This is a genomic window from Brevibacterium yomogidense (genome assembly GCF_900163715.1).
Classification (GTDB): domain Bacteria; phylum Actinomycetota; class Actinomycetes; order Actinomycetales; family Brevibacteriaceae; genus Brevibacterium; species Brevibacterium yomogidense_A.
The window spans coordinates 14,296-37,590 of record NZ_FWFF01000013.1 but is presented as its reverse complement, the minus strand read 5'-3'; the positions used below and the strand labels follow the sequence as shown (position 1 = coordinate 37,590).

Sequence of the window (23,295 nt, the reverse complement as noted above, 5' to 3'; positions counted from 1 at the left end):
CGGATCCGGAGACCAAGGAGACGACATGGCTGACCTGCTGCCCGTGATCTGGTTCGTGCTCATCGCCGTGCTGTGGCTGGGCTTCCTCTTCCTCGAGGGGTTCGACCTGGGCATCGGCATCCTCATGAAGACCTTCGCCCGTGACGAGAGGGAGCGGAGGCTGCTCCTCAACACCATCGGTCCGGTGTGGGACGGGAACGAGGTCTGGCTCGTGACGGCGGCCGGAGCGATGTTCGCCGCGTTCCCGCTCTGGTACGCGAGCCTGTTCTCGGCTCTCTACCTGCCGCTCACGTTCACCCTCCTGGCGCTGATCCTCCGCGCCGTCTCGATCGAGTACCGCGGCAAGCGCGGGTACTCGCAGCGCTGGGTCGACGGGTGGACATGGTGCCTGTCCGGAGGCTCGCTCGTCGCGGCGTTCTGCGTGGGGGCGATGCTCGCGCTCACGACGACGGGACTGCCGCTCGACGCGAACGGCGACAACACCGGCGGAGCCTTCGCCTGGCTCACGCCGCCGGCACTGATCGGCGGCGTCGGGACCGTGTGCTTCTCCGTGCTCCACGGCCTCCTCTTCCTCACACTCAAGACCGACGGGTCCGTGCGTCGTCGTGCGCACGCACTCGCGACCCGCTGGGCCCCCGTCCTCGTCCTGCCGCTGTTGGGCTGGGCGGTGCTCGTGCAGGTGCAGTCCGACGGGGGAGTCATCGGCTGGTCGCTCACCGGCCTCGCCGTCGTCGCTGCGGCGTACGCGTGGATGCGCCTGCGCGCGGGCGGGGAGAAGTCGGCCTTCCTGGGGCAGTCCGCATTCCTCGCTGCGAGCATCGGCGGGATCTTCACCACGGCGTTCCCCGTCGTGCTGCCGTCGACGTTGGATCCCGCGTTCGACCTCACGATCCACACCGCCTCGTCCTCTGACTACACCCTGGGGGTCATGGTCGCGGTCGCGGCTGTGGGCGTCCCGGCCGTGCTCGCCTACCAGGCCTGGAGCTACTCCGTGTTCGCGAAGCGCCTCACGGTCGATCACATCCCACCGGCTCACACCGTGCCCGTCGCGATCCGCGGTCACGCGTCGCTGACGCCCTGACGGAAGAGCCCTGCCGCCATGACAGTCACCGCCGGCTCCTCGGAGTCCGCACACGCATCGAATGCGGCCACCGCTGCCGAGGCCCCCACCGGTCGCCGGTCCCCGCTGCGGCTCGCGCTCGACTCGCCGTCGGGCCGGTTCGGCCTGTGGGCCTCGAGTGCCGTCGCGGCGCTCCAGGCGGCAGGACTGGTCCTCGTCGCGGATGCGATCGCGCGGGGCATCGTGCGCGCGATGGAGGGCGGTGCACTCAGGGAACCGCTCGTGATCGGCATCGTGGGCATCCTGTGCCAGGCGGTCGCCGCCTGGGCGGGGAAGGCGGTCGGAGGCATGAGTTCGGCCGGGGCGAAGACAGGCCTGCGCCGGAGGTTCATCGCGCGGGTCTTCCGCGGCACCGGACGCGACCTGCAGGGAACGGACGGGGCGCTCGCGCTGCTGGCGACCCGGTCGCTCGATGAGGTCGACGACTACTTCACCGCGGTGGTGCCCGCGCTCACCGCCAGTGCGGTCGTGCCCCTGGTCGTGGGCGCGCGCATCCTGTGGGCCGACTGGGTCAGCGCACTCATCGTGGTCCTCACCCTGCCGCTCGTCCCGCTGTTCATGATCCTCATCGGCCAGTACACGGCGGAACGCGTCCATGAGGCGACCCGGTCACTCGACCGGCTGTCGGGACACCTCGTGGAACTGGCGCGCGGCGTCCCCGTCCTCGTGGGGCTGGGGCGACTGCCCGCCCAGACCGCCGCACTGCGCGATGTGTCCTCTTCCTACCGCGACACGACCATGACGACCCTGCGTGTGGCGTTCCTCTCCGCTCTGGCGCTCGAGCTCATCGCGACGCTGTCCGTCGCCGTCGTCGCGGTGTTCGTGGGCATCCGGCTGGTGTACGGGCACATGGGGCTGGAGGAGGGACTGCTCGCGCTGGTCCTCGCGCCGGAATGCTATCTGCCGCTGCGCCGGCTGGGCGCCGCCTTCCACTCGACGGAGAACGGCCTGGCGGCATACGACCGCATGCGGGACATCATCGATCGGCCCGTCGCTCCCTCTCTCACGACGGCATCGGACAGGATCGCGGTCACCGGCCTCACCGTCCGGTACGAGGGGCAGGCGGTCCCCGTCCTCGACCGGGTGAGTGCGGACCTCGGAACGCGGGGCCTCACGGTCCTCACCGGGACCTCGGGAGCGGGCAAGTCGACGATGCTGTCGGTCCTCGCAGGACTGCTGCGCGATGAGGCTGGGGCGGAGGTCTCCGGCACGATCCGCGTCCCCGACCGCGTGGCGTACGCGGCTCAGCGTCCCACCGTCGTCGCCCGGACGGTGGGGGAGGAGATCGCGCTGCGACTCCCCGATGATCTGCGGACGGCGGCGGCCGACTCCGCGGCACGCAGAGCGGCCCTGGCCGCATGCCTGCGGTTCGCGTGCCTGCCGGTGGATCCGGACATGCCGTGCGAGGCGCTGAGTCCCGGCCAGCAGCGGAGGCTGTCGCTCGCCCGTGCCCGGGCATCAGTCATGGCAGGCGCGGGTCTGGTCGTGCTCGACGAGCCGACAGCGCACCTCGACGAGGCGATCGCGGCGCGCATCCGTGCACAGATCGCGGACCTCGCCGACACGGTGCCGGTCATCGCGGCCACCCATGACGAGGCTCTCGCCGGTCTCGCTGATCGTCGGGCGCGCGTCGAGGCGGGACGGATCGACCTCGACCAGTGCGATGTCACCCTCGACCAGAGCGATGTGACCGATGCGCAGTCCAGCGCACCCCGTACCGCCGAGCGCATCGCGCTCCAGCCCGCTGATGCCGGTCCTCAGGCGCATGAGCACGCGCCCCTCACCGCACCGGCCGCCGTACCGCGCCCCTCGACGCGTCGACTGCTCACCCGCCTGGTGCGTGCGGTGAATCCGTTCAGCGGCAAGTTCCTGCTCGCCGTCCTCTTCGGTGTCCTGTCCACCGCGGCGGGTGCCGCGCTGACCGGTGTGTCCGCATGGCTCATCGTGCGTGCGTCGGCGCAGCCGCCCATCATGTACCTGCTCGTCGCGATCGTGGGGGTGCGCTTCTTCGGACTGTCCCGCGCGGTCTTCGCCTACGCGCAGAGGCTGTGGCTCCACGACGCGGTCCTCGACTCGCTCACGCGGCTGCGCGTGCGACTGTGGGACCGCTTCGCGCACCGGGGCACGGCGGACCGGCGGATCGCGCGCGGGGGAGGTGCGCTGCGCACGCTCATCGCCGACGTCGATGACATCCGCGACCTGGTCCCGCGCGTCGTGCTGCCGCCCCTCGTCGCAGTGCTGGTCAGCGCCGCGGCGACCTGTGTGCTCTTCGCCATCGACTCCGTGGCGGGAGTTGTCGGGCTGGTCAGCCTGGGCATCGCCCTGGGCCCGGCCGCATGGGCCGCACTCGCAGCCGATCGGCGTGCCAGCGCGGTGCGCGTGGATGCTCGAGCAGCGGTGCTGTCCGGCGTCGTGGGGCTGCTCTCTGCGCGCGCCGACCTCATTCCCGACGGCGCGTGGCGCGCTCCCACCGCGGCCTTCGAGGAGCAGGACGAGCGGGCGGCCGCGAGCGAGCAACGGGCGCTGCGTGCGACAGGGGCGGGTGAGGCGGTCGTCGTCGCCGCCTGCACATCCGCAGCCGTGGCCATCCTCATGCTGCTGGGTCCCGCGGTGGCCGGCGGAGCACTCAGCGCGGAGATGCTCGCGGTGGCCGTGCTGCTGCCTCTCGGTCTCACCGATGCTCTCCTCGACTCGCTCGCAGCGATCCAGCAGTGGCCCGCGCTGCGGACCGTGCTGTCGGGGATCGACGACCTCGATGACCCTCCTCGTCCGGAGGGTGCCGACAGTGCTGCCTCGGCGGGTGCACCGGAGACGGTCAGCACGCTCGCGGTCGAGGACCTCGCTCTGCAGTGGCCGGACACGGACGAACCGGTCATCAGCGGACTCAGCGCCGATTTCCCGATCCCGGGTGCCACGGTCGTGACGGGACCATCCGGTTCAGGGAAGACGACCCTCGTGAGTGCCCTGCTGCGGTTCCTCGAACCCACGGCAGGCCGCGTGCTGGTGAACGGGGTGAGCGCAGAGGGGCTGGGGCCCGCGGACGTGGCGGGTCTCATCGCATGGTGTCCGCAGGAGGCGCACGTGTTCGACTCGACCCTGCGGGGGAACCTGCTCATCGCCCGGCCGCGGGACGAGGCCCCCGATGACGACGAGCTCGCCGATGCCCTCACCCGGGCCGGGCTGGGCACTCTGCTGTCGGAGCGGGGGCTGGATGCGCGGGTCGGTGCCGGCGGATCGCGCCTGTCAGGTGGACAGCGTCAGCGGCTGGCCGTCGCACGGACGCTGCTGGTGGGTGCCGACGTCGTGGTGCTCGACGAACCCACTGCGCACCTGGATCCGCCGACGGCGCAGGCTCTGCTGACGGACCTCGATGAGGTGCTCGCCGACGTGGGGATGATCCTCGTCTCCCACGACGAGTCCGCCGTGGGAGATCGGGGCACGCGGATACGCCTGGTCAGTCCTTCCCGCGACCGCCGAACATGATCTCGTCCCAGCTGGGGACGGACGAGCGTCCGCGACGACGCTTGGCGGCGTCCGGCGGCGCGGAGTCCTGCGCGGCGGTGTCCTCTGCCGAGGTCTCCGCGGAGTCCCCCGTGCTCGGAACGGTTCCGGGGAAGACCTTCGCGGAGGCGGAGGGAGACTCCTCAACCGCGGTTCCCGCCGTGCTGTCCCATCCGGACAGGGCCGGATCGTCGAGCAGGGAGGGATGGTCCGCGCCCGGCCCGCCGGCGGGCTCCTGGGGGGCGGCCTCGGCGGCCGACGGTCCGGAGTGCGCAGCGCCGTCCGATCCGCTGGGAGCCTGCGGGGCATCCGGCGCGGGAGAATCGAATCGAGGCGTGCCGATAGGCTCGGTGTGCTGGTCCGGGTGCTGGTCGTGCGACGATCCCGCACCGTCGCCATCGGTGGACGGCAGCGCGACGACGCTCGCGTCCTGTGCCTCGTCCGGGCTGCTGGGCGCGCTGTGCGCTCCGTCGATGGTCCGGTCGTCCGCGTCGCCGACCAGGCGGAGACCGCTGGGGGCCGCCGACGGAGCGTCCGATCCGACGGGCGGCGCAGGCGGGGCGGCATCGTCCGCGGATGCGCCTGCGGCAGGTCCGGCGGCTGAAGGGCCGGCGGGGCGGCCCGGTTCGTCCGTCGGGGCCGGGGTGACGCCGCGTCGACGGCGCAGGCTCTCGAGGATCCGACCCGTCTCCGTCTGATGGTCGCGGGTCGGCGCGCTGCGCGGTGAGGCCGGTGGGAGCGGGTCGCCGGCGCTCAAGCGCCTCTCCGACCCGGAGCCGAAGTCGGGGATCGGGCCTGAATCGGTGGGGCCGGAGTCGGAGAGCCAGCGGGCCTCATCGTCCTGGGCGACGACGGAGCCGCGCGCATAGGTCCAGCCGGCGGCTCGTCGTCGCGACCCTGCGACGAAGGAGAGCTCGACGTACCACGTGCCGTCCTGGCGCTTCCACGCGTCCCACTCCATCGACTCGGGGTCGACCTCGCGGAGTTCGAGCCGTTCGAGGGCGAGCTCTGCGAGGGGCGTGGGCGAGCCGGTGTCCGTGTCCGGATAGACGAGCACGCGTCCGGCCTGCTGCGCGATGTGGCGGCGCTCATCGAGCACGGGACGCTCGTACCGTCGGATGTGCTCGACGTCCTCGCCTGTCTCTGCGGCGATGTCCTCCGCCGTCAGACCGGAGCGGACCATCGCCTGGATCGCGCGGGGGCGCAGGGCGTCTCCGCGGGGGGCCTCGGATGCATGGGCGCGGCGAGCGCGCCGGACGGCGCCGATGACAGCGTCGTCCACGGGCAGTCGATGCTCCGTGCCCGTCGGGTCGACGAGGACCAGTGCATCCTCGTCATCCGTCAGCCCGCGCAGGGTCAACTGGGTCATCGTGGGTTCCTCCTCGCACGTCACGGCTGATTCCGATCGTGTCACGGACTCGTGCCCACGACGCGGACCTGCGTCCGCGAGTCGCAGATCGGACCACGGTGTGAGACCGAACCTCTTGCGCCCAGGGCCCGTCCCGTCGTCCCGGCGCGAGCGGATACCCTGTTCCCTGTGACTGACAAACACCTTGAACCATTCGACGCAGTCGTCCTCATGTCGTTCGGCGGACCGGAGAAGGACGCGGACGTGCTTCCGTTCCTGCAGAACGTCACGGCGGGCCGCGGCATACCGGACGAGCGGCTCGTCGAGGTCGGCGAGCACTACTACGGCTTCGGCGGACGCTCGCCGATCAACGACCAGAACCGGGCGCTGCTCGCGGCGCTCGAGCAGGAGATGGCGGAGCGCGGCCTGCGCACGCCGATCGTGTGGGGCAACCGCAACTGGGAGCCGTATCTCACCGACGCGGCGCGTGCGCTCGCACAGGACAGCGGCAGTGCACGCCTGCTCGCGATCGACACGTCCGCGTACTCGAGCTACTCGTCCTGCCGGCAGTATCGCGAGGACTTCGCCGGGACCGTAAGGGCGCTGGCAGATGAGGGTCTGAGCGTCGAGTTCGACAAGATCCGGCAGTACTACAACCACCCCGGCTTCGCGCAGGCGGAGCTCGCCTGCGTGCGAGAGGGGCTCGACCAGCTCGAGCAGCTGACGGGCGGCCTCGATGCGCAGCGCCAGCGGATCCTCTACGTGACGCACTCGATCCCCGAAGCCATGGAGACCGCATCGCAGAAGCGGACTGCGGGCTACGAAGCGCAGCACCGCCAGCTCATCGACTGGGTGACGGGCGAACTGGGCGAGCGCGCCGTGCTGGAATCGGAGCTCGTCTTCTGCTCACGATCCGGCGCGCCGCACGTCCCGTGGTCGGAGCCGGATGTGAATGACCGGATGGAGGAGCTCTCGGAGCAGGGTGTCACCGGTGTCGTGCTGGTGCCCATGGGCTTCGTGTCCGATCACATGGAGGTCAAGTTCGACCTCGACACTGAAGCGCGGGAGACGGCCCAGAGGCTGGGGATGGACTTCGTCCGCGCGGGCACCGTCGGCGTGCGGCCCCAGTTCGTCGCGGGACTCGTGGATCTCCTGGAAGAGAGGGCCGCACAGGTGCGGGGCGACGATGTGGACGCACCTGCCGTCACGGCCGAGGGGCCCCTGGTCCCTGGCAGCGGCGCGTGCGCGATCGACTGCTGCCTGGGAGCGGTCGAACGGCCGACGCACCCGACCTGGGCCGTCTGAGGGGCCGCCGCGCCGCGCACTGCTGAGTCGTTCCGGCGACTCGCTCAGGCAGTGCTGTCGTCTTCAGGCAGTGCTGTCGTCGGGGGACGGGATGATCGGGATCGCACCCGTCTCCACCGCGAGGACGGCCTCCAGTTCGGTGGTGTCCACATCGCTTCGGCCCGCGATGTCGACCAGGGTCTCCAAGTCGCCGAGGAGAACATCCTCCTCATGCTGGTCGTCGTCCTCGCGTGCTGCGGCGAGCCGATGCCGCAGTTCAGCGATGCGTTCGTCGAGCCCACGTCGGAACCTGCTCATGACTACTCCTTCCATGCGGCGACCGCACGACCCGGGGCTCGCGCGGTCAGCTCCTGCGAACAGGGAATCGCAGGAGCTTCTCACCGTGATCCTCCCACCCGACCCTTGACGGATCCTGGTGGTGAGCACGTCACGTCGTGAATCGGACGTGAATCACACTGGATTCATCGCTTTTCCTCTTGCGCGGTCGGGGGTGTCCGTGCAGAATGCAGGGGACACAGCCGGAGGTAGGTTTCAATCACCTCCGAACAGCACCGATTTCCCGGAGAGTGATCACGCCAGATGGCAACCGACTACGATGCGCCGAAGAAGCAGGACGAGGAACTCAGCAACGACTCGATCGAAGAGCTGAAGGCGCAGCGAAACCAGCAGATGGCGAGCCAGGTCGACGAGGATGAGGCCGCCGTTGCTGAGGGATTCGAGCTGCCGGGCGCGGATCTCTCGAATGAAGAGCTGTCCGTGCGCGTGCTGCCGAAGCAGAACGACGAGTTCACCTGCATGGAGTGCTTCCTGGTCAGGCACCGTTCGCAGCTCGCCGACGCAGACGCGATGATCTGCACCGACTGCATGGGGTGAAGCCCTGACCGGATCGGGCGATCGATCCGGCGTGCTCTCAGGGGGAGGCGACTCCCGGGACTGCTGTGCGAAGAGGGGAGGGACCGCGATCGCGGTCCCTCCCCTCTTCACGTGCGGGCGGGCGCGAGCACGGGTCCCGTGTGCGCGGGCGCGCGAGGCGGAAGCTCAGGCGGTGGCGGGTGACGGAGACAGGAGCGCGGCCAGGGACTGCGGCTTCCGCGTGGAGACCAGCCAGTACGGGGTGGGGTCGGACGGGTCTGCGATCTCGATGCGCACGACGGTCTTGACCCACGGGCGCAGCAGGAGGAAGGCGCGAACGTCGAGCAGATGGCCGCGCTGAGCGAAGGACTCCTGCGCATCGAAGCCGGTGACGCCGCTGATGAAGCTCCTGTCGATCCGGGCGCGGCCGGCGATGAACGACTCCTCGGTCACGACGACGCGTGCGGACAGCGAGCGCATCCAGATGATCACCGCGGCCGCCACGAGGAGCGGCAGGACGACCGCACCCACCTGCGTGAGCGGAAGCACCAGGAGGGACGTCATCGCAGACAGGAGCATCAGCGTGATCCACCATCCGGCGCTGGGGGAGAGGCGTTCGCTGTACACGGTCGAGGAGGTGGTGGTCATGGCCTCATCTTCCCATACGGCCACTGGCGCTCACCCGCTGTGTAGAGTGGCGCCGTGACTGATCAGAGAGACGCTCAGGGTGCGCGACCCGCCGTGCGAGTGAAGGTGCTGAGTGAGGACGCGGTCGTGCCCGCGTACGCACATGCCGACGATGCGGGAGCCGACCTGTACGCGGATGAGGACGTCGAGCTGGCGCCCTTCGCGCGGGCGGTCGTCGCGACCGGGGTGGCGATCGCGCTGCCGGCCGGGCATGCAGGCTTCATACACCCCCGCTCCGGGCTCTCCTCGAAGCACGGAGTCACCGTCGTGAATGCTCCCGGCACGATCGATGCCGGATACCGCGGTGAGATCAAGGTGCCGCTCGTCAACCTCGATCCGGACACCACATACACGGTTCAGCGGGGCGACCGCATCGCCCAGCTCGTGGTCCAGGCGGTCGCGCATGCGCGCTTCACCATCGTCGACCAGCTCGACGACACGGAACGAGGTGTCGGCGGCTTCGGTTCGACCGGAGGCTTCTCCGCGTCCGACTGACCCGCGACGTCCGCACGTCGACACAGCCGACCGTGACGTCGGTCGCGACAGCACTAGACTCGTCAGTGCACTGCCGAAGGAAGGATCCATGGGACTTTTCGACCGATTCAAGAAGAAGCGCCCGGACGCGTCGTCCGTGGTCGCTGACGACGCGACGGACGTCGCGGAGGACGTCGACGTTCCGCAGGACGCCGCCGATCCGAGTGCGGAAGCGCCCGTCGAGGACGATGAGTTCGTCGTCGACCCGAAGGAGGCTCCCCGCGATCGTACGGAGAAGGGTCCCTTCGACGTCGACGACTCCGTGCCCGATCGCCACCGTCTGAAGATGGGCGCGCTCGCAGTGCCGGTGCTGGACGGCATGCAGATCAGGCTCGAGACGGAGGAAAAGTCGGACAGGGTGCTCGGCGTCACCATGGTGCACGGCAAGGCCGCGATGCAGCTGCAGGTCTTCGCGGCTCCGCGCGGCGAGGGCCTCTGGAAGTCGATCCGCGACGAGATCGCGGACGGCGTGCGACGTCGTCGGGGCAAGGCCGACGAGCTCTACACGGACCTCGGGAACGAGCTCGTCTGCCAGGTGCCCGTCCGGGCGAAGGACGGACGCACGGGTGTGCGCGTCACGCGCTTCGCGGGCATCGACGGCCCGCGCTGGTTCCTCCGCGCAGTCTTCTCCGGCACCGCTGTCACGGAGAAGGAGCCGCGCGCGGAGCTCGTGGATCTGCTCCGCGGCGTCGTCGTCGATCGGGGCGGCGACGCGATGCCTCCGCGCGAGCTGATTCCCCTCACCGCGCCGAACATCACTCCGGCAAAGACGGCTGATGGTGAGCAGGCCGCAGGTGTGCAGACGGACGCCGAGCCCGCCGATTCAGATGACCTGAACCCGTTCGAGCGCGGTCCGGAGATCGCGGAAGTCCGCTGACCCGGGCACCTCAGGGAGCGCAGATGAGCGGACAGGACCGTGTGACGCTTGAGATCCTCCGCCCCGCCGCGGGCGGCGAATCCCTGGCGCACCACGACGGACGCACGGTGTTCGTCGCCGGGGCCATCCCGGGGGAGACGGTCGACGCGGAGATCACGGGGGAGTCCCGCCGCGTGCTCCGTGCGAGGACGGTCGAGGTGCGTGAGGCATCGCCCCACCGCGTCACCGACCGCCGCATCGCGCTGGGGGTCCCGGGTGCGGGCGGCCTCGAGTTCGCCCACGTCGCACTGGTGCACTCCCGTGCGCTCAAGGAGCAGGCGGCAGCCGACCAGCTCGAGCGGATCGGCGGTCTCGATGCGTCGCAGGTGGGCTTCCGCGTCCTGCCGGCACCGCTGGAGGCCGCAGCTGAGTCCGCGAGCCGCGAAGGCGCCCCGGACACGGAAGGCGCCCCGGACAGGGAAGGCGTCCTGGACGGGACGGCATGGCGCACGCGGGTGCAGAGCGCGGTCGATGCAGATGGACGGCTCGGCATGCTGGCCCCCGGCAGCCACACGGTCATCCCCTATGACGCGGGGATCATCCCTCTGGCCGTCGACGAGGTGAATGCGCTGGGTCTCACTGACCTCCGCCTTCCCGGGGTCACCCGGGTCGAAGTGGCAGCCGGACATGATTCCGGTGCGGTGGTCCTGCGCGGAGGCGGTGCCCGTGAGCAGGCCGAAGCGGTGGTCAGCCAGACCCGTGACTGGCCCGGCGAATGGAGCATCCTCGCGGAAGCGGGGACCCGCGCACGCGGCAGAGGCGCGCGCAATCGCGGCGGTCGGTTCGCCCGCCCCCTCCACACCGTGCAGGGAGACGGATGGGTGCGCGAACGAGTGCCGGGAGTCGATCGTGACCTGCGCGTGCGGGGCGATGGGTTCTGGCAGGTGCACCGCGATGCGGCCGCCGTTCTCGTATCGTCGGTGCGCTCCGCAGTGGGCGACCCCGACGGCGGGACCGTGCTGGACCTCTATTGTGGTGCGGGCCTGCTGGGGATCGGCCTCGCGGAGCAGGGGCATTCCATCGCGGGGATCGAGGGCTCCGCGCAGGCGGTGGCCGACGCGGTCGCGAACGCGCGCGGTCTCGATGCGCGATTCGACGTGGGAAGGGTCGAAGGGGCACCGGACTTCGCCGCTGCGCGCACAGCCGTGCTCGACCCGCCTCGAACGGGGGCGGGACCCGCAGTCGTGGATGCGCTCCTCGCGTCATCCGTCCAGCGGATCGTCCACGTATCGTGCGACGGTGCCACCCTCGCGCGCGACCTGAAGAGGCTCGTCGCCGGCGGCTTCCGGGTCTCATCGGTGGTCGCGCACGATCTCTTCCCCGTCACGGGGCACCTGGAGTTCGTCGCAGTCCTCGACCGCTGACTCGGCGATTCCGGGAGAAGTCCGAGGGGCGAATGGCCGGGGGCATCCGGACACGATAGAATGTATCTTGACATCAAGATACTTTACGGAACATCCGCATTGCCTAATTCGGCAGGCGCGGGCATCCGCGAGTGTCGAGAGCTGCAGAAGAGGAGAAACACGTTGAGCAACGTCGACAGTTTCACGTCCAAGAGCATGCTTGAGGTCAACGGCAAGAACTACGAGATCTTCCGCCTCGATGCGGTGGAGGGCTCTCAGAAGCTTCCGTTCAGCCTCAAGGTGCTGCTCGAAAACCTCCTGCGGACGGAGGACGGCGCGAACATCACCGCCGATCACATCCGCACTCTGGCGGCCTGGGATCCGAAGGCCGCTCCCAGCCACGAGATCCAGTTCACCCCTGCGCGCGTGGTCATGCAGGACTTCACCGGCGTGCCGTGCATCGTCGACCTCGCCACGATGCGCGAAGCGGTCAAGGAGCTGGGCGGCGATCCGAACAAGGTGAACCCGCTCGCGCCCGCTGAGCTCGTCATCGACCACTCTGTGCAGATCGACTCGTTCGGCAACGCGAACGCCATCGAGCGCAACATGGACATCGAGTACCAGCGCAACGGCGAGCGCTACCAGTTCCTGCGGTGGGGCCAGACGGCATTCGACGACTTCAAGGTCGTCCCCCCGGGCATGGGCATCGTCCACCAGGTGAACATCGAGTACCTGGCTCGCGTCATCATGCCCCGCGAGGTCGACGGTGTGCTGCGCGCATACCCGGACACCCTCGTGGGCACCGACTCCCACACCACCATGGTGAACGGCCTGGGCGTCCTGGGCTGGGGCGTGGGCGGCATCGAGGCTGAGGCCGCGATGCTCGGCCAGCCGGTGTCGATGCTGATCCCGCCGGTCGTGGGCTTCAAGCTCACCGGTGAGATCCCGTCGGGCGTCACCGCGACGGACGTCGTCCTCACGATCACGGACATGCTCCGCCAGCACGGCGTCGTCGGAAAGTTCGTCGAGTTCTACGGCAAGGGCGTCTCCGCCGTCCCGCTGGCGAACCGCGCGACGATCGGCAACATGAGCCCCGAGTTCGGATCCACCGCCGCGATGTTCCCGATCGACCAGGTGACGATGGACTACCTCCGTCTCACCGGTCGCGACGAGGAGCAGATGGCGCTGGTCGAGACGTACGCGAAGGAACAGGGACTCTGGCACGACCCGGAGGCCGAGATCGAGTTCTCCGAGTACCTCGAACTGGATCTGTCGACGGTCGTGCCGTCGATCTCCGGTCCGAAGCGTCCGCAGGACCGCATCGAGCTGTCCGACGCGAAGTCGCAGTTCGCGAAGGACATCCACAACTACGCGCAGCCCGGCGACGAGCAGAAGTCCGCTCCCGTCGCCACTGCCGACGGTCGCGAGTTCGAGCTCGCGAACGGTGCGGTCGCGATCGCCTCGATCACGTCCTGCACGAACACGTCGAACCCGTCCGTCATGATGGCGGCCGGTCTGCTCGCGCGGAAGGCTCGTGAGAAGGGCCTCAACTCGAAGCCGTGGGTGAAGACCTCGATCGCTCCGGGCTCCAAGGTCGTCACGGAGTACTACGAGAAGGCCGGTCTCATCCCGGACCTCGAAGCGCTCAACTTCTACATCGTCGGCTACGGCTGCACGACGTGCATCGGCAACTCGGGTCCGCTCGAGGAGGAGATCTCGCAGTCCATCCAGGACAACGACCTCTCCGTCTCCGCCGTGCTGTCCGGCAACCGCAACTTCGAGGGCCGCATCAGCCCCGACGTGAAGATGAACTACCTCGCGTCGCCTCCGCTGGTCATCGCCTACGCGCTGGCCGGCACGATGGACTTCGACTTCGAGGGACAGCCGCTGGGGCAGGACACGGACGGCAATGATGTCTACCTCAAGGACATCTGGCCCGCACCGGAGGAGATCGAGGAGCTCATCCAGTCCTCGATCAGCACGGACATGTTCACGACCGAGTACGGGACGATCTTCGACGGCGACGACCGCTGGAAGGCGCTCGACACACCGGCGGGCAACGTCTTCGAGTGGGAGGACAGCTCCACCTACGTGCGGAAGCCCCCATACTTCGACGGCATGACCCTCGAGACGTCCCCCGTCGAGGACGTCACCGGTGCTCGTGTCCTGGCGAAGCTGGGCGACTCCGTCACGACGGACCACATCTCCCCGGCGGGCTCCTTCAAGGCGGACACCCCCGCCGGCAGGTACCTCGTGGAGAACGGCGTCGAGCGCAAGGACTTCAACTCCTACGGCTCGCGCCGCGGCAACCACGAAGTGATGATCCGCGGCACGTTCGCGAACATCCGTCTCCAGAACCAGCTCCTGGACGGCGTGCAGGGCGGCTTCACCCGCGACTTCACGCAGGAGGGCGCGCCGCAGACGACCATCTACGATGCGTCGCAGAACTACCAGGCCGCCGGCATCCCGCTGGTGGTCCTGGGCGGCAAGGAGTACGGCTCCGGTTCGTCGCGCGACTGGGCCGCCAAGGGCACGAAGCTCCTGGGCGTCGCCGCTGTCATCTCGGAGAGCTTCGAGCGCATCCACCGCTCGAACCTCATCGGCATGGGCGTGCTGCCGATGCAGTTCCCCGCCGGTGAGAACGCGGAGTCCCTGGGCCTCGACGGCACGGAGACGTTCGACATCTCCGGTGTCACGGAGCTGAACGAGGGCAAGACCCCGTCGACGCTCCACGTGACGGCGACGAAGGAGGACGGTACGAAGGTCGAGTTCGACGCGGTGCTCCGCATCGACACGCCCGGCGAGGCGGACTACTACCGCAACGGCGGCATCCTCCAGTACGTCCTGCGTCAGCTCGCGACCGCGTGATCGGAGGCCCGCTGCGATGAGCGATCGCCGCGGGTGATCACCGGCTGCGGCCGATCATGGAGAAGCCCCCACCGATCCGGTGGGGGCTTCGTCGTGCCGCTGCTGCCCGGCGCATCTCAGAAGCGGGAGGAGCTTCCTGATCCGCGGAATCCGCCGCCCGAGGCCCCGTAGCTGGTTCGTGAACCTCCCGAACTCTGAACACGCTTCTCGCGCTCCACAGCTCTGCGGTGGCTGCGCGCGCCGACTGCGAACCCCACGATGAAGGACCGGGGCGAGTAGAACGAGCGGCGGTCATAGAATCCTGTGATGGATCGCGACCGGTCGTTGCGCCTCCACCTCTCATCCGCGATGGCTCTGTCCACGTACCGGGCCTTCGCACTGTTCTTCGGTGCGGCGGCTCTCTCGATCGCCGTCATCCGCTGCGTGAGCTCGCCTCGGATCTCAGCGATCTCGCCGAGGCATTCTGAGATGTTCTCGCCTCCACCTGCAGCGCCGCGATCGGCGACGTCCTCCAGCCGCACGAGCGCGGTCGTGCAGAAATCATGGAGCTCTGCAGCCGCGGTGGCTCCGGCCCGTCGTCGCAGGCCTCCGTCGTCCCGCGCGGTTCGCAGGTGCTCGGCGGTCTCTTCGATCTCCTCGTCCCAGACCTGCTTCCATTCGCCGCTGCCCATATAGAGGGTCGTTGCACGACGGAGCAGTCCCGACGAGTCCTCGATATCCTCTGCGGAGCTGCGGATGCTGCGGATGTCCCGCCAGAGGGGGATGTTGGCCGCGTTGACCGTCCATACGGAAGCCTCCGCGATCGCATCGCGGTCTTCGAGCGTGCGGTCGTACTGGCGCAGGACTGATCCTGCGGTGCTCTTGATCCGGCTGCCGAATCCGTGGTCGAGGTCGAGCACGTACTCCGACTCCGACACGGTCGTGTGGACGTCCTGTGTCGTGACCGAGAAGCGGTCGTTCGCCGCGAGGAAGCGTCGGCTCATCGTCCGAACTCCCACGATGTTCGCTGCGGCCAGCAGCGCAAGGCCGACGGGGATCCCGAATGTGATGCCGAAGCGGGTCCATGCGGGACGCGCCATCTCACCGGCGGCTGCGTCCGCGATCGCGACGACGCCCGTGTCCCAGTTGAGCGCTTGGAAATGGTCGTAACCATGGGCTTGGAGCTCCTGCTGCGCGCTGGGAGGCTCGACGGCGATGTCCTCGCCGAAGTACGTGCCCACCTCGCCGCTGCCCGTTCCGGTCGTCTCCTCGACGGACAGAGTGACGACGAGCGTACCGTCCGCCCAATACCGGCCGTCTGGGGAGAGGAGCCCATCGTCGGGCCTGCCCCTGGCCCACTCGAGCGTCTCCGCATTGACGTTGTCGCTCTGCGCACCGTCGCGCGTCCAGACGACCACACGGACAGGGGAGTACGTGTCCAGCGCCGCGATCTCCTCCTCGACGAGGACGGTGTCCAGGACCTCGGCATCATCGTGGACCTCAACGGCGGTGATCTGCTCATCCGGGCGACCGAGCACTGCCAGTGCGATGGTGGTCAAGAGGCAGAGCACGATGAATGCTCCGGACACCACCGAGACAGTGCGCACCGTCCGTGCGAATCGATCCGTTGACGTCATGCTCATCCTTCTGCTCCGCGATCACGCTCCATGCGACGGCACAGGCGTCTCACTCCATCCTGCCACCCGCCGTGCCCGATGGGCGGCCGCATCGTCTGCAGGCGTTAGGATGGAACGTCGTTCGCCCTCCCGTTAGGAGTCGCCCCCCGATGACTTTCCTGGAGTCCGTCTCCTCACCCGCAGACCTGCGGGCCCTGTCCCTCGCCGAATGCGAGGTGTACGCCAAGGAGGTCCGTGAGGACCTCGTCGCGACGGTCTCGCGCACCGGCGGCCACCTGGGCCCCAATCTGGGAGTCGTCGAGCTCACCTTCGCACTTCATCGCGTGTTCGAGAGCCCGGCGGACACGATCCTCCTGGACGTGGGACACCAGTCCTACGTCCACAAGTACGTGACGGGTCGTCGCGATCGCTTCGCGACGCTGCGCCAGCGCGGCGGGCTGTCGGGATACCCCTCGCGGGACGAGAGCGAGCACGACGTCGTCGAGAACTCGCACGCCTCGACCTCGCTGTCCTGGGCGGACGGGATCGCCAAGGCGCATCAGCTGCGCGGCGAGGACGACCGCTGGGTGGTCGCCGTGATCGGCGACGGGGCCCTGACCGGCGGAGTCGCGTGGGAGGCGCTCAACACCATCGCGGCGGATGATTCCCGTCCACCGCGCAAGCTCGTCATCGTCATCAACGACAACGGACGCTCCTACGCGCCCACCGTCGGCGGCATGGCGGCGCACCTCGATGAGCTGCGCGCGTCGAACAGCTACGAGAAGCTGCTCTCGTGGGGCAAGGAGCGGCTGCAGCAGTCCGGGCCCCCCGGCCGAGCGGCGTACACCGCCATGCGGGGGATGAAGCGCGGACTGCGCGATATGACGGCCGACGACCACACGGGGATCTTCGACGAGCTGGGGCTCAAGTACATCGGGCCGGTCGACGGCCACGATCAGGAAGCCGTCGAACGGGCACTGCAGCTCGCGAAGGACTTCGAGAGCGGTCCGGTCGTCGTGCACACCGTCACACGGAAGGGATACGGCTACGGCCCCGCGATCGAGGACGAGGTCGACCAGTTCCACGCGGTGGGCGTGATCGACCCGATCACCGGGAAGTCGCAGCCGAGCACCGGACGGTCCTGGACCAGCGCATTCGGCGACGCGATCACGGAGCTCGCCAGGGATCGCGAGGACATCGTCGCGATCACCGCGGCCATGCTCGATCCGGTGGGGCTCACCCGCTTCCGCGACGAGTTCCCCGAGCGCGTGTTCGACGTGGGCATCGCGGAGCAGCACGCGGTCGCCTCTGCCGCCGGATTGTCCTACGGAGGACTGCACCCGGTCGTCTGCCTCTACGCGACGTTCATGAACCGGGCATACGACCAGCTCCTCATGGACGTCGCCCTGCATCGTCAGGGCGTGACGTTCGTCCTCGACCGGGCCGGAGTGACGGGGCCGGACGGGGCGAGCCACCACGGCATCTGGGACATGGCCCTGCTGCAGGCCGTGCCGGGCCTCCGCCTCGCAGCGCCGCGTGATGCGGAGCGTCTCGTCGAGGAGCTCGGAGAGGCGGTCGCGGTCGACGACGCTCCGACCGTGGTCCGCTTCTCACGCGGCAAGGTCGGCACGGAGATCTCGCATCTGCGCCGCACCGACGATGGGGCGGATGTGCTCGCGGAGGTCCCGGAGGGCCTGTCCCCGGACGTGCTCATCGTGTCCGTGGGCGCGCTGGCGGACCGTGCGCTGGCCGTGCGCCGGCGACTCGCCGACGCGGGCATCGGAGCGACGGTCGTCGATCCGCGGTGGGCGCTGCCCGTCCCGGAATCCGTGCAGGGCATGGCACAGTCGCACCGCTTGGCCGCGGTCATCGAGGACGGGATCCGCACGGGAGGAGTCGGCTCGCGTCTGCGGCAGGAGCTGCGCGCGGACGACTCGACGGTGGGCGTCGTCGAGCTGGGCGTGCCCGACGGGTTCCTTCCCCAGGGCACGCGCGACGAGATCCTCGAATACGCGGGGCTCACGGTCGACGCGATGACCGAGCAGATCCTCGCGAGGCTGCCACGGGGCCAGTGAGCCCGGCCCGCGGCACGTGAAGTTCGAAGTGCCAGTGACGCCGGCCCGGGCCCGGTGAGGCGGGTCCGTTCAGCCCCTCACAGAGCGAGCCGCGTCGACCAGCACCGGCAGAGACAGCTCCCGCTGCCACTGCCGGGCTCCGGCGTCGACGAGGAACTCCTCGAGAGCGTCCGGGTCGCCCGGATCGGGCAGTGCTGCGGCGCTGCGCACGAGCGCCGGCTGCAGCAGCAGGTCGTGGGGGATGCCCGTGGTCTCAGACAGGTCCCTCATCCCGGTCTTCAGCGCATCCGTGCGCTCCTTGACGAGTGCGCGGTCCATCCTCCGACCCGGCGCAGTGGCCCTGTGCCGGCGGGGGAGATCCTGCTCGGGCAGTGAATCCGCCCGCATCAGCGCGTCGGCCCACCGCTGTGCGTGCCGTCGTGTGAGGCGACCGGTGCCCAGTGTGCGGAACACATCGTCGGCGGTGCGGACCCGGGCGGATGAGAGTGCGACGATCTCGCGGTCGCGCAGGATGCGGCTGGGGGCCGTGTCGCCGTCACGGGCGATCGCCTCGCGGGATGTCCACAGCTCACGGGCACGGCCGAGCTGACGGGGCACCTTGAGGGATCCGAGGCCGTTGAGGCGGCGCCACGGCTCGTCGTGGACGGTCGGCGTGAAGTCGAGGAGGTGCTCGAACTCCTGCTGTGCGTATTCGGCCAGTCCCGTCGCGTGCAGACGGGCGTCCAGATCGTCGGCGACGTCGAGGAGCACCTCGACGTCGAGCGCGGCGTACGCCAGCCATGACTCCGGCAGCGGTCGGGTGGACCAGTCGACGGCGGAGTGCTCCTTCGCGAGCCGCACGCCGACCGTCTCGCCGACGACAGCGGCGAGCCCGAAGCGCTCGAACCCCAGGAAGCGGGCCGCGACCTCTGTGTCGAACAGAGCGTCCGGCTTCATATCGAGATCAGCGAGGCAGGGGAGGTCTTGGGTCGAGGCGTGCAGGACCCACTCGGTGCCGCGGAGCACGTCGTCGAGTGCACGGAGGTCTGGGAACGGTTCGGGGTCGATGAGGATCGTGCCCGCACCCTCGCGTCGGAGCTGGACGAGGAACGCCCGCTGACCGTACCGGTACCCCGAGGCCCTCTCCGCGTCGACGGCGACTGATCCGGTCCCCGCGGCGAGCGAGCGCGCGGCCTCGTCGAGACCGGCTGCCGTGTCGATGACGTCGGGGACCCCGTCGACCGGCGCACTGAGCAGGGGCAGCGTCTCATCCGTGCTTCCTGAGCTCACCGGCGCCGCCCGGGGAGAGCAGTGACGCCGGCGGGCAGCGGGGGCAGTCCGGCGATCGTCGTGAGCAGGTCCACCCATGCGTCGAAGTGGTCTGTGATGTCCTCGGGCTCATCGAGGACGGGAGTCCACGAAGCGCGCAGCTCGAGGTCGATCGTGGACGGCCGCGCGGCGAGGGTGCCGAAGCTCTCGGAGAGCACCCGCGTCGTCGTGCCGCCGGCGGCACGCACGTCGCAGTCGTGCGATTCGAGGGCATCCGTCAGCCAGGACCAGGCGACGGCGCCCAGCAGGGCCTCGTTGCCCATGTCGTGCTCCAGCTCCGCTCGGATGTAGGAGACGATGCGGAAGTCCCCCTGCCATTCGTCGGGGGCGGCCGGATCGTGGAGCACCACCACGCGCCCGGTGGCGAGCTCGTCGATCTCCTCGCCGGACACTCGCTGGAACGAGGCATCGGCGTGGACCTCAGCGCCGATCGCGGTGGCGAACGGGGCGAGCTTCGACGGTGCCCGGATCGCGGAGACGGAGACATGGGGCACGTCGGCGACTCCCTCGAGCACATTCTTCACTCGTGAGAACGACTGGGGGACGGGATGGAGCGAGGACGGTGATGCCACGTCGTCCACGATAGGGGCTGAGGGGTGCGACACAGAGGATCCACGCCGTGGTCATCCCGGAATAGATCGGATGCATTCGGGCATTGAGGAGCATGAGCCGCATGCGGCCCGGTGAGCGGGCCGCCGCAGCGGTGGAACGGAGGGCGATGACGGCTGTGGACACGACGACACCCGCGACGAGCGACCAGGATCTGAGCGCCGCATTCAGAACGGCTTTCAGGCACCACCCCGGTGGGATCGCGATCATCGCGGCATCCGGCGAGGCGGGACCCGTCGGCATGACCGCCTCGAGCGTCGCGAGTGTGTCCGTCACACCGACGACTGTCCTCTTCTCACTGATGCGGTCCAGCCGCTCCGCCGTGGGGCTGCTGGACGCGGATGCGCTCAGTGTGAACCTCGTGAACGCCCGGCACGCCGGCCTCGCACAGACGTTCGCGATGCACGGCACCCAGCGCTTCACCCCTGCTGAGGGGTGGGAGTACCTGCCGGACGGCACGCCGGTGCTGGCAGACGCATCCGCGTCACTCGTCGGCCACGTGACCCACACGGTCGAACTCGGCGAGGCCGTCGTGGTCGTGGCGGAGATCACGGAGGTGAGGAGCGGTGATCCCGGTGACGCGCTCGTCTACCGCAATCGCGCGTTCCACCGGCTGCCGGACGACGGGGCGCCCACCAGCTGAGATTTGCCGTACCGCGGCACAGCGGTGTTCTCGTCGGGCGCGGCGGTCTGCGAGACTGGGCCCCATGCAGAACACCCTGGTCTCCGCCGCTCGCTCAGAGTCCGTCAGCCGCACTCCGGTGTGGTTCATGAGGCAGGCGGGGAGGTCCCTCCCCGAATACCGTGAGCTGCGCGCCGGCACGAGCATGCTGGAGTCCTGCCGCACCCCGGATCTCGTCTCGGAGATCACCCTGCAGCCCGTCCGCCGGCACGGCGTCGATGCGGCGATCTTCTTCTCCGATATCGTCGTGCCGCTGGAAGCGGCCGGAGTCGCAGTGGAGATCGTTCCGGGGACCGGCCCGGTCATCGAGCACCCGGTGCGCACGCGTGCAGACCTCGAACGACTCGAGGACCTGACGCCGGACGCCATCTCGGACATCGCCGAATCGATCGGCCGGGTCCGTGCAGAGCTCGATGCGAAGCATCCGGACACGGCACTCATCGGATTCGCCGGCGCACCCTTCACCGTGGCGAGCTACCTGATCGAGGGCGGTCCCAGCCGCAACCACGAGAAGACGAAGGCGATGATGCTGGGGGATCCGGAGCTGTTCTCCGCGATCCTCGAGAAGCTCGGTCGCATGTCCGCCACCTTCATCGATGTCCAGCTGACTGCCGGCGCACAGGCGTTCCAGCTGTTCGACTCGTGGGCCGGCTACCTGTCCGCCGCGGACTACCGGCGGTTCGTCCTCCCGCACTCCGCAGCCGTCTTCTCCTCGCTGTCCCACCATGACGTCCCGTCCTTCCACTTCGGCGTGCAGACGGGTGAGCTGCTGCCCGATATGGCAACGGTCGGCACTGATGTCATCGGTGTCGATTTCCGTGTCGACCTCGCGGACGCGTCTCGGCGGGTCCCGCAGGGACTGGCCCTGCAGGGGAACCTCGACCCCGCGATGCTGTTCGCGCCGTGGGACGTGCTCCGTCCGCGCGTCGAGGAGATCGTGCGAGCAGGCCTCGCCCACGACGGCGGACACGTCTTCAACCTGGGCCACGGCGTTCTGCCCGACACCGACCCCGCCGTCCCCGGGCTCATCGTCGAGGAGGTCCACAGGATCTCCTCCGAGATCCTGGGCTCCTGATCCGCATGCCGCAGTCGATCGCCGTCGTCGGCGCTGGAGTCTCCGGCCTGACGGCGGCATACGCCGCTCTGCAGAGGGGCGCGGACGTGACAGTCTTCGAATCGGCGGAGATCGCGGGAGGCTGCCTGTCGCGCACCGACCTCGGTGGGCACCTGCCGGTCGGTGCGGACGACGGCGCGGAGGCCTCCCTCCACCGCCGTCCGGAGGCCCGCGGACTGGTCGAGGAGCTCGGACTCAGCCCGGTCTTTCCGTCCCGCGCCCATGGCTCGCGGCTCATCACCCCCCGGGGTCCTGCGCCCATCCCGGCGGGGACCCTCATGGGTGTTCCCGCGGATCCTGAGTCACTCAGGGGCGTCCTCAGTGAGGAAGGGATCGCCCGTGCGCACGCAGAAGTGCTGACACCCGCGATCGAGGGCGACGTGTCGTGCGGCGACTTCCTCGCGGCGCGACTGGGCGATGAGCTCGTCGACCGCGTGCTCGATCCGCTCATCGGAGGCGTCTATGCGGGCCGATGCCGGGAACTGTCACTCGAGGCGACGCTGCCGGCTCTCCTCCCGGCGGCTCGCGCAGGCACGTCCGTGCGCGAGGCGGTGGCGGAGGTGCTGGCGGCCCGCACCCGGACCTCGGGCGCGGACATCCCCGGAGCCGGCTGGCGTGCGCCGGCACCCACGGCAGCCGGCGGTGAACAGGAGCCGCCGCCGGTCTTCCTGTCGCTGCCAGGCGGGATCAACGGCCTCGTCACAGCTCTCACCGACGCACTGAGCGCACGCGCCGCAGTCCTGCGGCTGGGCACGCGCGTCCGTGCGGTGACCCCAGGGGGCCGTGCGCCCGTTGTCTCCACTGACGCCGGTGCTGAGGCGTTCGACGCCGTCATCGTCGCGCTCCCGGCATGGGCCGCACACGATGTCCTGTCGGCCGGATCCCCGGATTCCGGTGACAGCGCAGCAGGCGGGCTCACCGCGCTGCTCCAGCAGATCGACTACGCGACATCCGCGGTCCTCACCGGTGTCATGCGTGACAGCGGAGCGGGCCTCGAGGGCTCCGGGTTCCTGGTCCCGCCCAGCGCAGGCGGACTCGTGAAGGCCTCGACCTTCTCCTCGAACAAGTGGCCCTGGATGGCGGACGCGCTTCCGGAGCACCATCACGTCGTCCGGGTGAGCATCGGACGCAGAGGGGACGAAGCATGGACCCTGCAGGACGACGAGACACTCCTCGACACCGCCTTCGCGGAGTGGCGGGAGCACACGGGCTACGAGGGCGACCTCGTCCACGCGGAGGTCAAGCGATGGGAGCGCGCGCTGCCCCAGTACCGCCCCGGCCACGCACAGCTCGTCGGATCGATCGATGCCGCAGCCGCTGACCTGCCGGGCATCGCGGTGACCGGCAGCTACCTGGAGGGCGTCGGCATCCCCGCCTGCATCGGGCGCGCCCGCAGCACCGTCGACCGCCTCCTGTCCTGATGACCGCAGCGAGTCAG

At 69.5% G+C, this 23,295-nt stretch carries 18 protein-coding genes; 12 read left to right on the top strand and 6 right to left on the bottom strand.

Annotated elements, in window-relative coordinates; genetic code table 11:
• Positions 1 to 25: 25 nt before the first annotated feature.
• Positions 26 to 1,081, top strand: coding sequence for a cytochrome d ubiquinol oxidase subunit II (gene cydB, locus FM105_RS07445; RefSeq protein WP_087006877.1), 1,056 nt, complete (start codon positions 26 to 28; stop codon positions 1,079 to 1,081).
• 18 nt (positions 1,082 to 1,099) lie between these two features.
• A complete protein-coding gene (cydC, locus tag FM105_RS07440) occupies positions 1,100 to 4,603 on the top strand; it encodes a thiol reductant ABC exporter subunit CydC (RefSeq protein ID WP_087006875.1) in 3,504 nt (1,167 codons plus the stop codon).
• Here the strand turns inward: cydC and sepH are convergent.
• Entirely contained in the window at positions 4,575 to 5,990 is a 1,416-nt protein-coding gene (gene sepH / locus FM105_RS07435; RefSeq protein ID WP_143275846.1) for a septation protein SepH, read from the bottom strand. The genes cydC and sepH overlap by 29 nt on opposite strands.
• A 168-nt stretch (positions 5,991 to 6,158) precedes the next feature.
• Between sepH and FM105_RS07430 the strand changes: the two genes are divergently transcribed.
• Positions 6,159 to 7,274: a ferrochelatase gene (locus FM105_RS07430; protein ID WP_256970288.1), complete on the top strand. Its 1,116-nt coding sequence runs from the start codon at positions 6,159 to 6,161 to the stop codon at positions 7,272 to 7,274.
• Positions 7,275 to 7,337: 63 nt separating this feature from the next.
• On the opposite strand, the gene FM105_RS07425 is transcribed toward FM105_RS07430, so the two are convergent.
• Positions 7,338 to 7,571, bottom strand: coding sequence for a hypothetical protein (locus tag FM105_RS07425; RefSeq protein ID WP_087006870.1), 234 nt, complete (start codon positions 7,569 to 7,571; stop codon positions 7,338 to 7,340).
• Between the two features lie 282 nt (positions 7,572 to 7,853).
• Here FM105_RS07425 and FM105_RS07420 point away from each other — a divergent pair, with 282 nt between their 5' ends.
• Positions 7,854 to 8,147 carry a DUF4193 domain-containing protein gene (locus FM105_RS07420; protein WP_087006868.1) on the top strand — a complete coding sequence of 98 codons (294 nt, stop codon included), beginning with the start codon at positions 7,854 to 7,856 and terminating at the stop codon, positions 8,145 to 8,147.
• Positions 8,148 to 8,312: 165 nt separating this feature from the next.
• On the opposite strand, the gene FM105_RS07415 is transcribed toward FM105_RS07420, so the two are convergent.
• Complete coding sequence (locus tag FM105_RS07415; protein ID WP_087006866.1) at positions 8,313 to 8,774, bottom strand: DUF3093 domain-containing protein; 462 nt, start codon at positions 8,772 to 8,774, stop codon at positions 8,313 to 8,315.
• A gap of 93 nt (positions 8,775 to 8,867) precedes the next feature.
• Between FM105_RS07415 and dut the strand changes: the two genes are divergently transcribed.
• From dut to acnA, 4 genes are all read left to right on the top strand, one after another.
• Complete coding sequence (dut, locus tag FM105_RS07410; RefSeq protein ID WP_087006865.1) at positions 8,868 to 9,308, top strand: dUTP diphosphatase; 441 nt, start codon at positions 8,868 to 8,870, stop codon at positions 9,306 to 9,308.
• An 88-nt stretch (positions 9,309 to 9,396) separates the two neighbouring features.
• Positions 9,397 to 10,224 carry a DUF3710 domain-containing protein gene (locus tag FM105_RS07405; RefSeq protein WP_087006863.1) on the top strand — a complete coding sequence of 276 codons (828 nt, stop codon included), beginning with the start codon at positions 9,397 to 9,399 and terminating at the stop codon, positions 10,222 to 10,224.
• 23 nt (positions 10,225 to 10,247) lie between these two features.
• The gene (locus FM105_RS07400; RefSeq protein ID WP_087006861.1) at positions 10,248 to 11,627 is read left to right on the top strand and encodes a class I SAM-dependent RNA methyltransferase; all 1,380 of its coding nucleotides are present in this window, start codon (positions 10,248 to 10,250) and stop codon (positions 11,625 to 11,627) included.
• A 162-nt stretch (positions 11,628 to 11,789) separates the two neighbouring features.
• Positions 11,790 to 14,474 carry an aconitate hydratase AcnA gene (gene acnA / locus FM105_RS07395; RefSeq protein WP_087006859.1) on the top strand — a complete coding sequence of 895 codons (2,685 nt, stop codon included), beginning with the start codon at positions 11,790 to 11,792 and terminating at the stop codon, positions 14,472 to 14,474.
• 116 nt (positions 14,475 to 14,590) lie between these two features.
• Here the strand turns inward: acnA and FM105_RS07390 are convergent, their stop codons facing one another.
• Positions 14,591 to 16,090, bottom strand: coding sequence for a DUF5129 domain-containing protein (locus tag FM105_RS07390; RefSeq protein ID WP_179207112.1), 1,500 nt, complete (start codon positions 16,088 to 16,090; stop codon positions 14,591 to 14,593).
• Between the two features lie 149 nt (positions 16,091 to 16,239).
• Here FM105_RS07390 and dxs point away from each other — a divergent pair, with 149 nt between their 5' ends.
• A complete protein-coding gene (gene dxs, locus FM105_RS07385; RefSeq protein ID WP_087006855.1) occupies positions 16,240 to 18,144 on the top strand; it encodes a 1-deoxy-D-xylulose-5-phosphate synthase in 1,905 nt (634 codons plus the stop codon).
• 69 nt (positions 18,145 to 18,213) lie between these two features.
• On the opposite strand, the gene FM105_RS07380 is transcribed toward dxs, so the two are convergent.
• Both FM105_RS07380 and FM105_RS07375 read right to left on the bottom strand, forming a co-directional pair.
• Entirely contained in the window at positions 18,214 to 19,413 is a 1,200-nt protein-coding gene (locus FM105_RS07380; protein WP_256970287.1) for an HRDC domain-containing protein, read from the bottom strand.
• On the bottom strand, positions 19,410 to 20,024 hold the full coding sequence (locus FM105_RS07375; protein ID WP_087007047.1) for a DUF3000 domain-containing protein: 615 nt from the start codon (positions 20,022 to 20,024) through the stop codon (positions 19,410 to 19,412). The genes FM105_RS07380 and FM105_RS07375 overlap by 4 nt, the downstream gene beginning before the upstream one ends.
• A 92-nt stretch (positions 20,025 to 20,116) precedes the next feature.
• Between FM105_RS07375 and FM105_RS07370 the strand changes: the two genes are divergently transcribed.
• From FM105_RS07370 to hemG, 3 genes are all read left to right on the top strand, one after another.
• Positions 20,117 to 20,704 carry a flavin reductase family protein gene (locus FM105_RS07370; protein WP_087006851.1) on the top strand — a complete coding sequence of 196 codons (588 nt, stop codon included), beginning with the start codon at positions 20,117 to 20,119 and terminating at the stop codon, positions 20,702 to 20,704.
• Between the two features lie 64 nt (positions 20,705 to 20,768).
• Positions 20,769 to 21,818 (top strand): uroporphyrinogen decarboxylase, encoded by a 1,050-nt coding sequence (hemE, locus tag FM105_RS07365; protein ID WP_087006849.1) that lies wholly within the window; start codon positions 20,769 to 20,771, stop codon positions 21,816 to 21,818.
• A 5-nt stretch (positions 21,819 to 21,823) separates the two neighbouring features.
• Positions 21,824 to 23,278 carry a protoporphyrinogen oxidase gene (gene hemG / locus FM105_RS07360; RefSeq protein ID WP_087006847.1) on the top strand — a complete coding sequence of 485 codons (1,455 nt, stop codon included), beginning with the start codon at positions 21,824 to 21,826 and terminating at the stop codon, positions 23,276 to 23,278.
• The last annotated feature ends 17 nt before the right edge of the window (positions 23,279 to 23,295 follow it).

Bases quoted from the DNA above. Each gene is read 5' to 3' on its own strand.
- FM105_RS07415 (WP_087006866.1), bottom strand. From the start codon at position 8,774: ATGACCACCACCTCCTCGACCGTGTACAGCGAACGCCTCTCCCCCAGC.
- hemG (WP_087006847.1), top strand. From the start codon at position 21,824: ATGCCGCAGTCGATCGCCGTCGTCGGCGCTGGAGTCTCCGGCCTGACG.
- cydC (WP_087006875.1), top strand. From the start codon at position 1,100: ATGACAGTCACCGCCGGCTCCTCGGAGTCCGCACACGCATCGAATGCG.
- dxs (WP_087006855.1), top strand. From the start codon at position 16,240: ATGACTTTCCTGGAGTCCGTCTCCTCACCCGCAGACCTGCGGGCCCTG.
- hemE (WP_087006849.1), top strand. From the start codon at position 20,769: ATGCAGAACACCCTGGTCTCCGCCGCTCGCTCAGAGTCCGTCAGCCGC.
- FM105_RS07420 (WP_087006868.1), top strand. From the start codon at position 7,854: ATGGCAACCGACTACGATGCGCCGAAGAAGCAGGACGAGGAACTCAGC.
- FM105_RS07425 (WP_087006870.1), bottom strand. From the start codon at position 7,571: ATGAGCAGGTTCCGACGTGGGCTCGACGAACGCATCGCTGAACTGCGG.
- cydB (WP_087006877.1), top strand. From the start codon at position 26: ATGGCTGACCTGCTGCCCGTGATCTGGTTCGTGCTCATCGCCGTGCTG.
- FM105_RS07370 (WP_087006851.1), top strand. From the start codon at position 20,117: ATGAGCCGCATGCGGCCCGGTGAGCGGGCCGCCGCAGCGGTGGAACGG.
- FM105_RS07405 (WP_087006863.1), top strand. From the start codon at position 9,397: ATGGGACTTTTCGACCGATTCAAGAAGAAGCGCCCGGACGCGTCGTCC.
- sepH (WP_143275846.1), bottom strand. From the start codon at position 5,990: ATGACCCAGTTGACCCTGCGCGGGCTGACGGATGACGAGGATGCACTG.
- FM105_RS07390 (WP_179207112.1), bottom strand. From the start codon at position 16,090: ATGACGTCAACGGATCGATTCGCACGGACGGTGCGCACTGTCTCGGTG.
- FM105_RS07400 (WP_087006861.1), top strand. From the start codon at position 10,248: ATGAGCGGACAGGACCGTGTGACGCTTGAGATCCTCCGCCCCGCCGCG.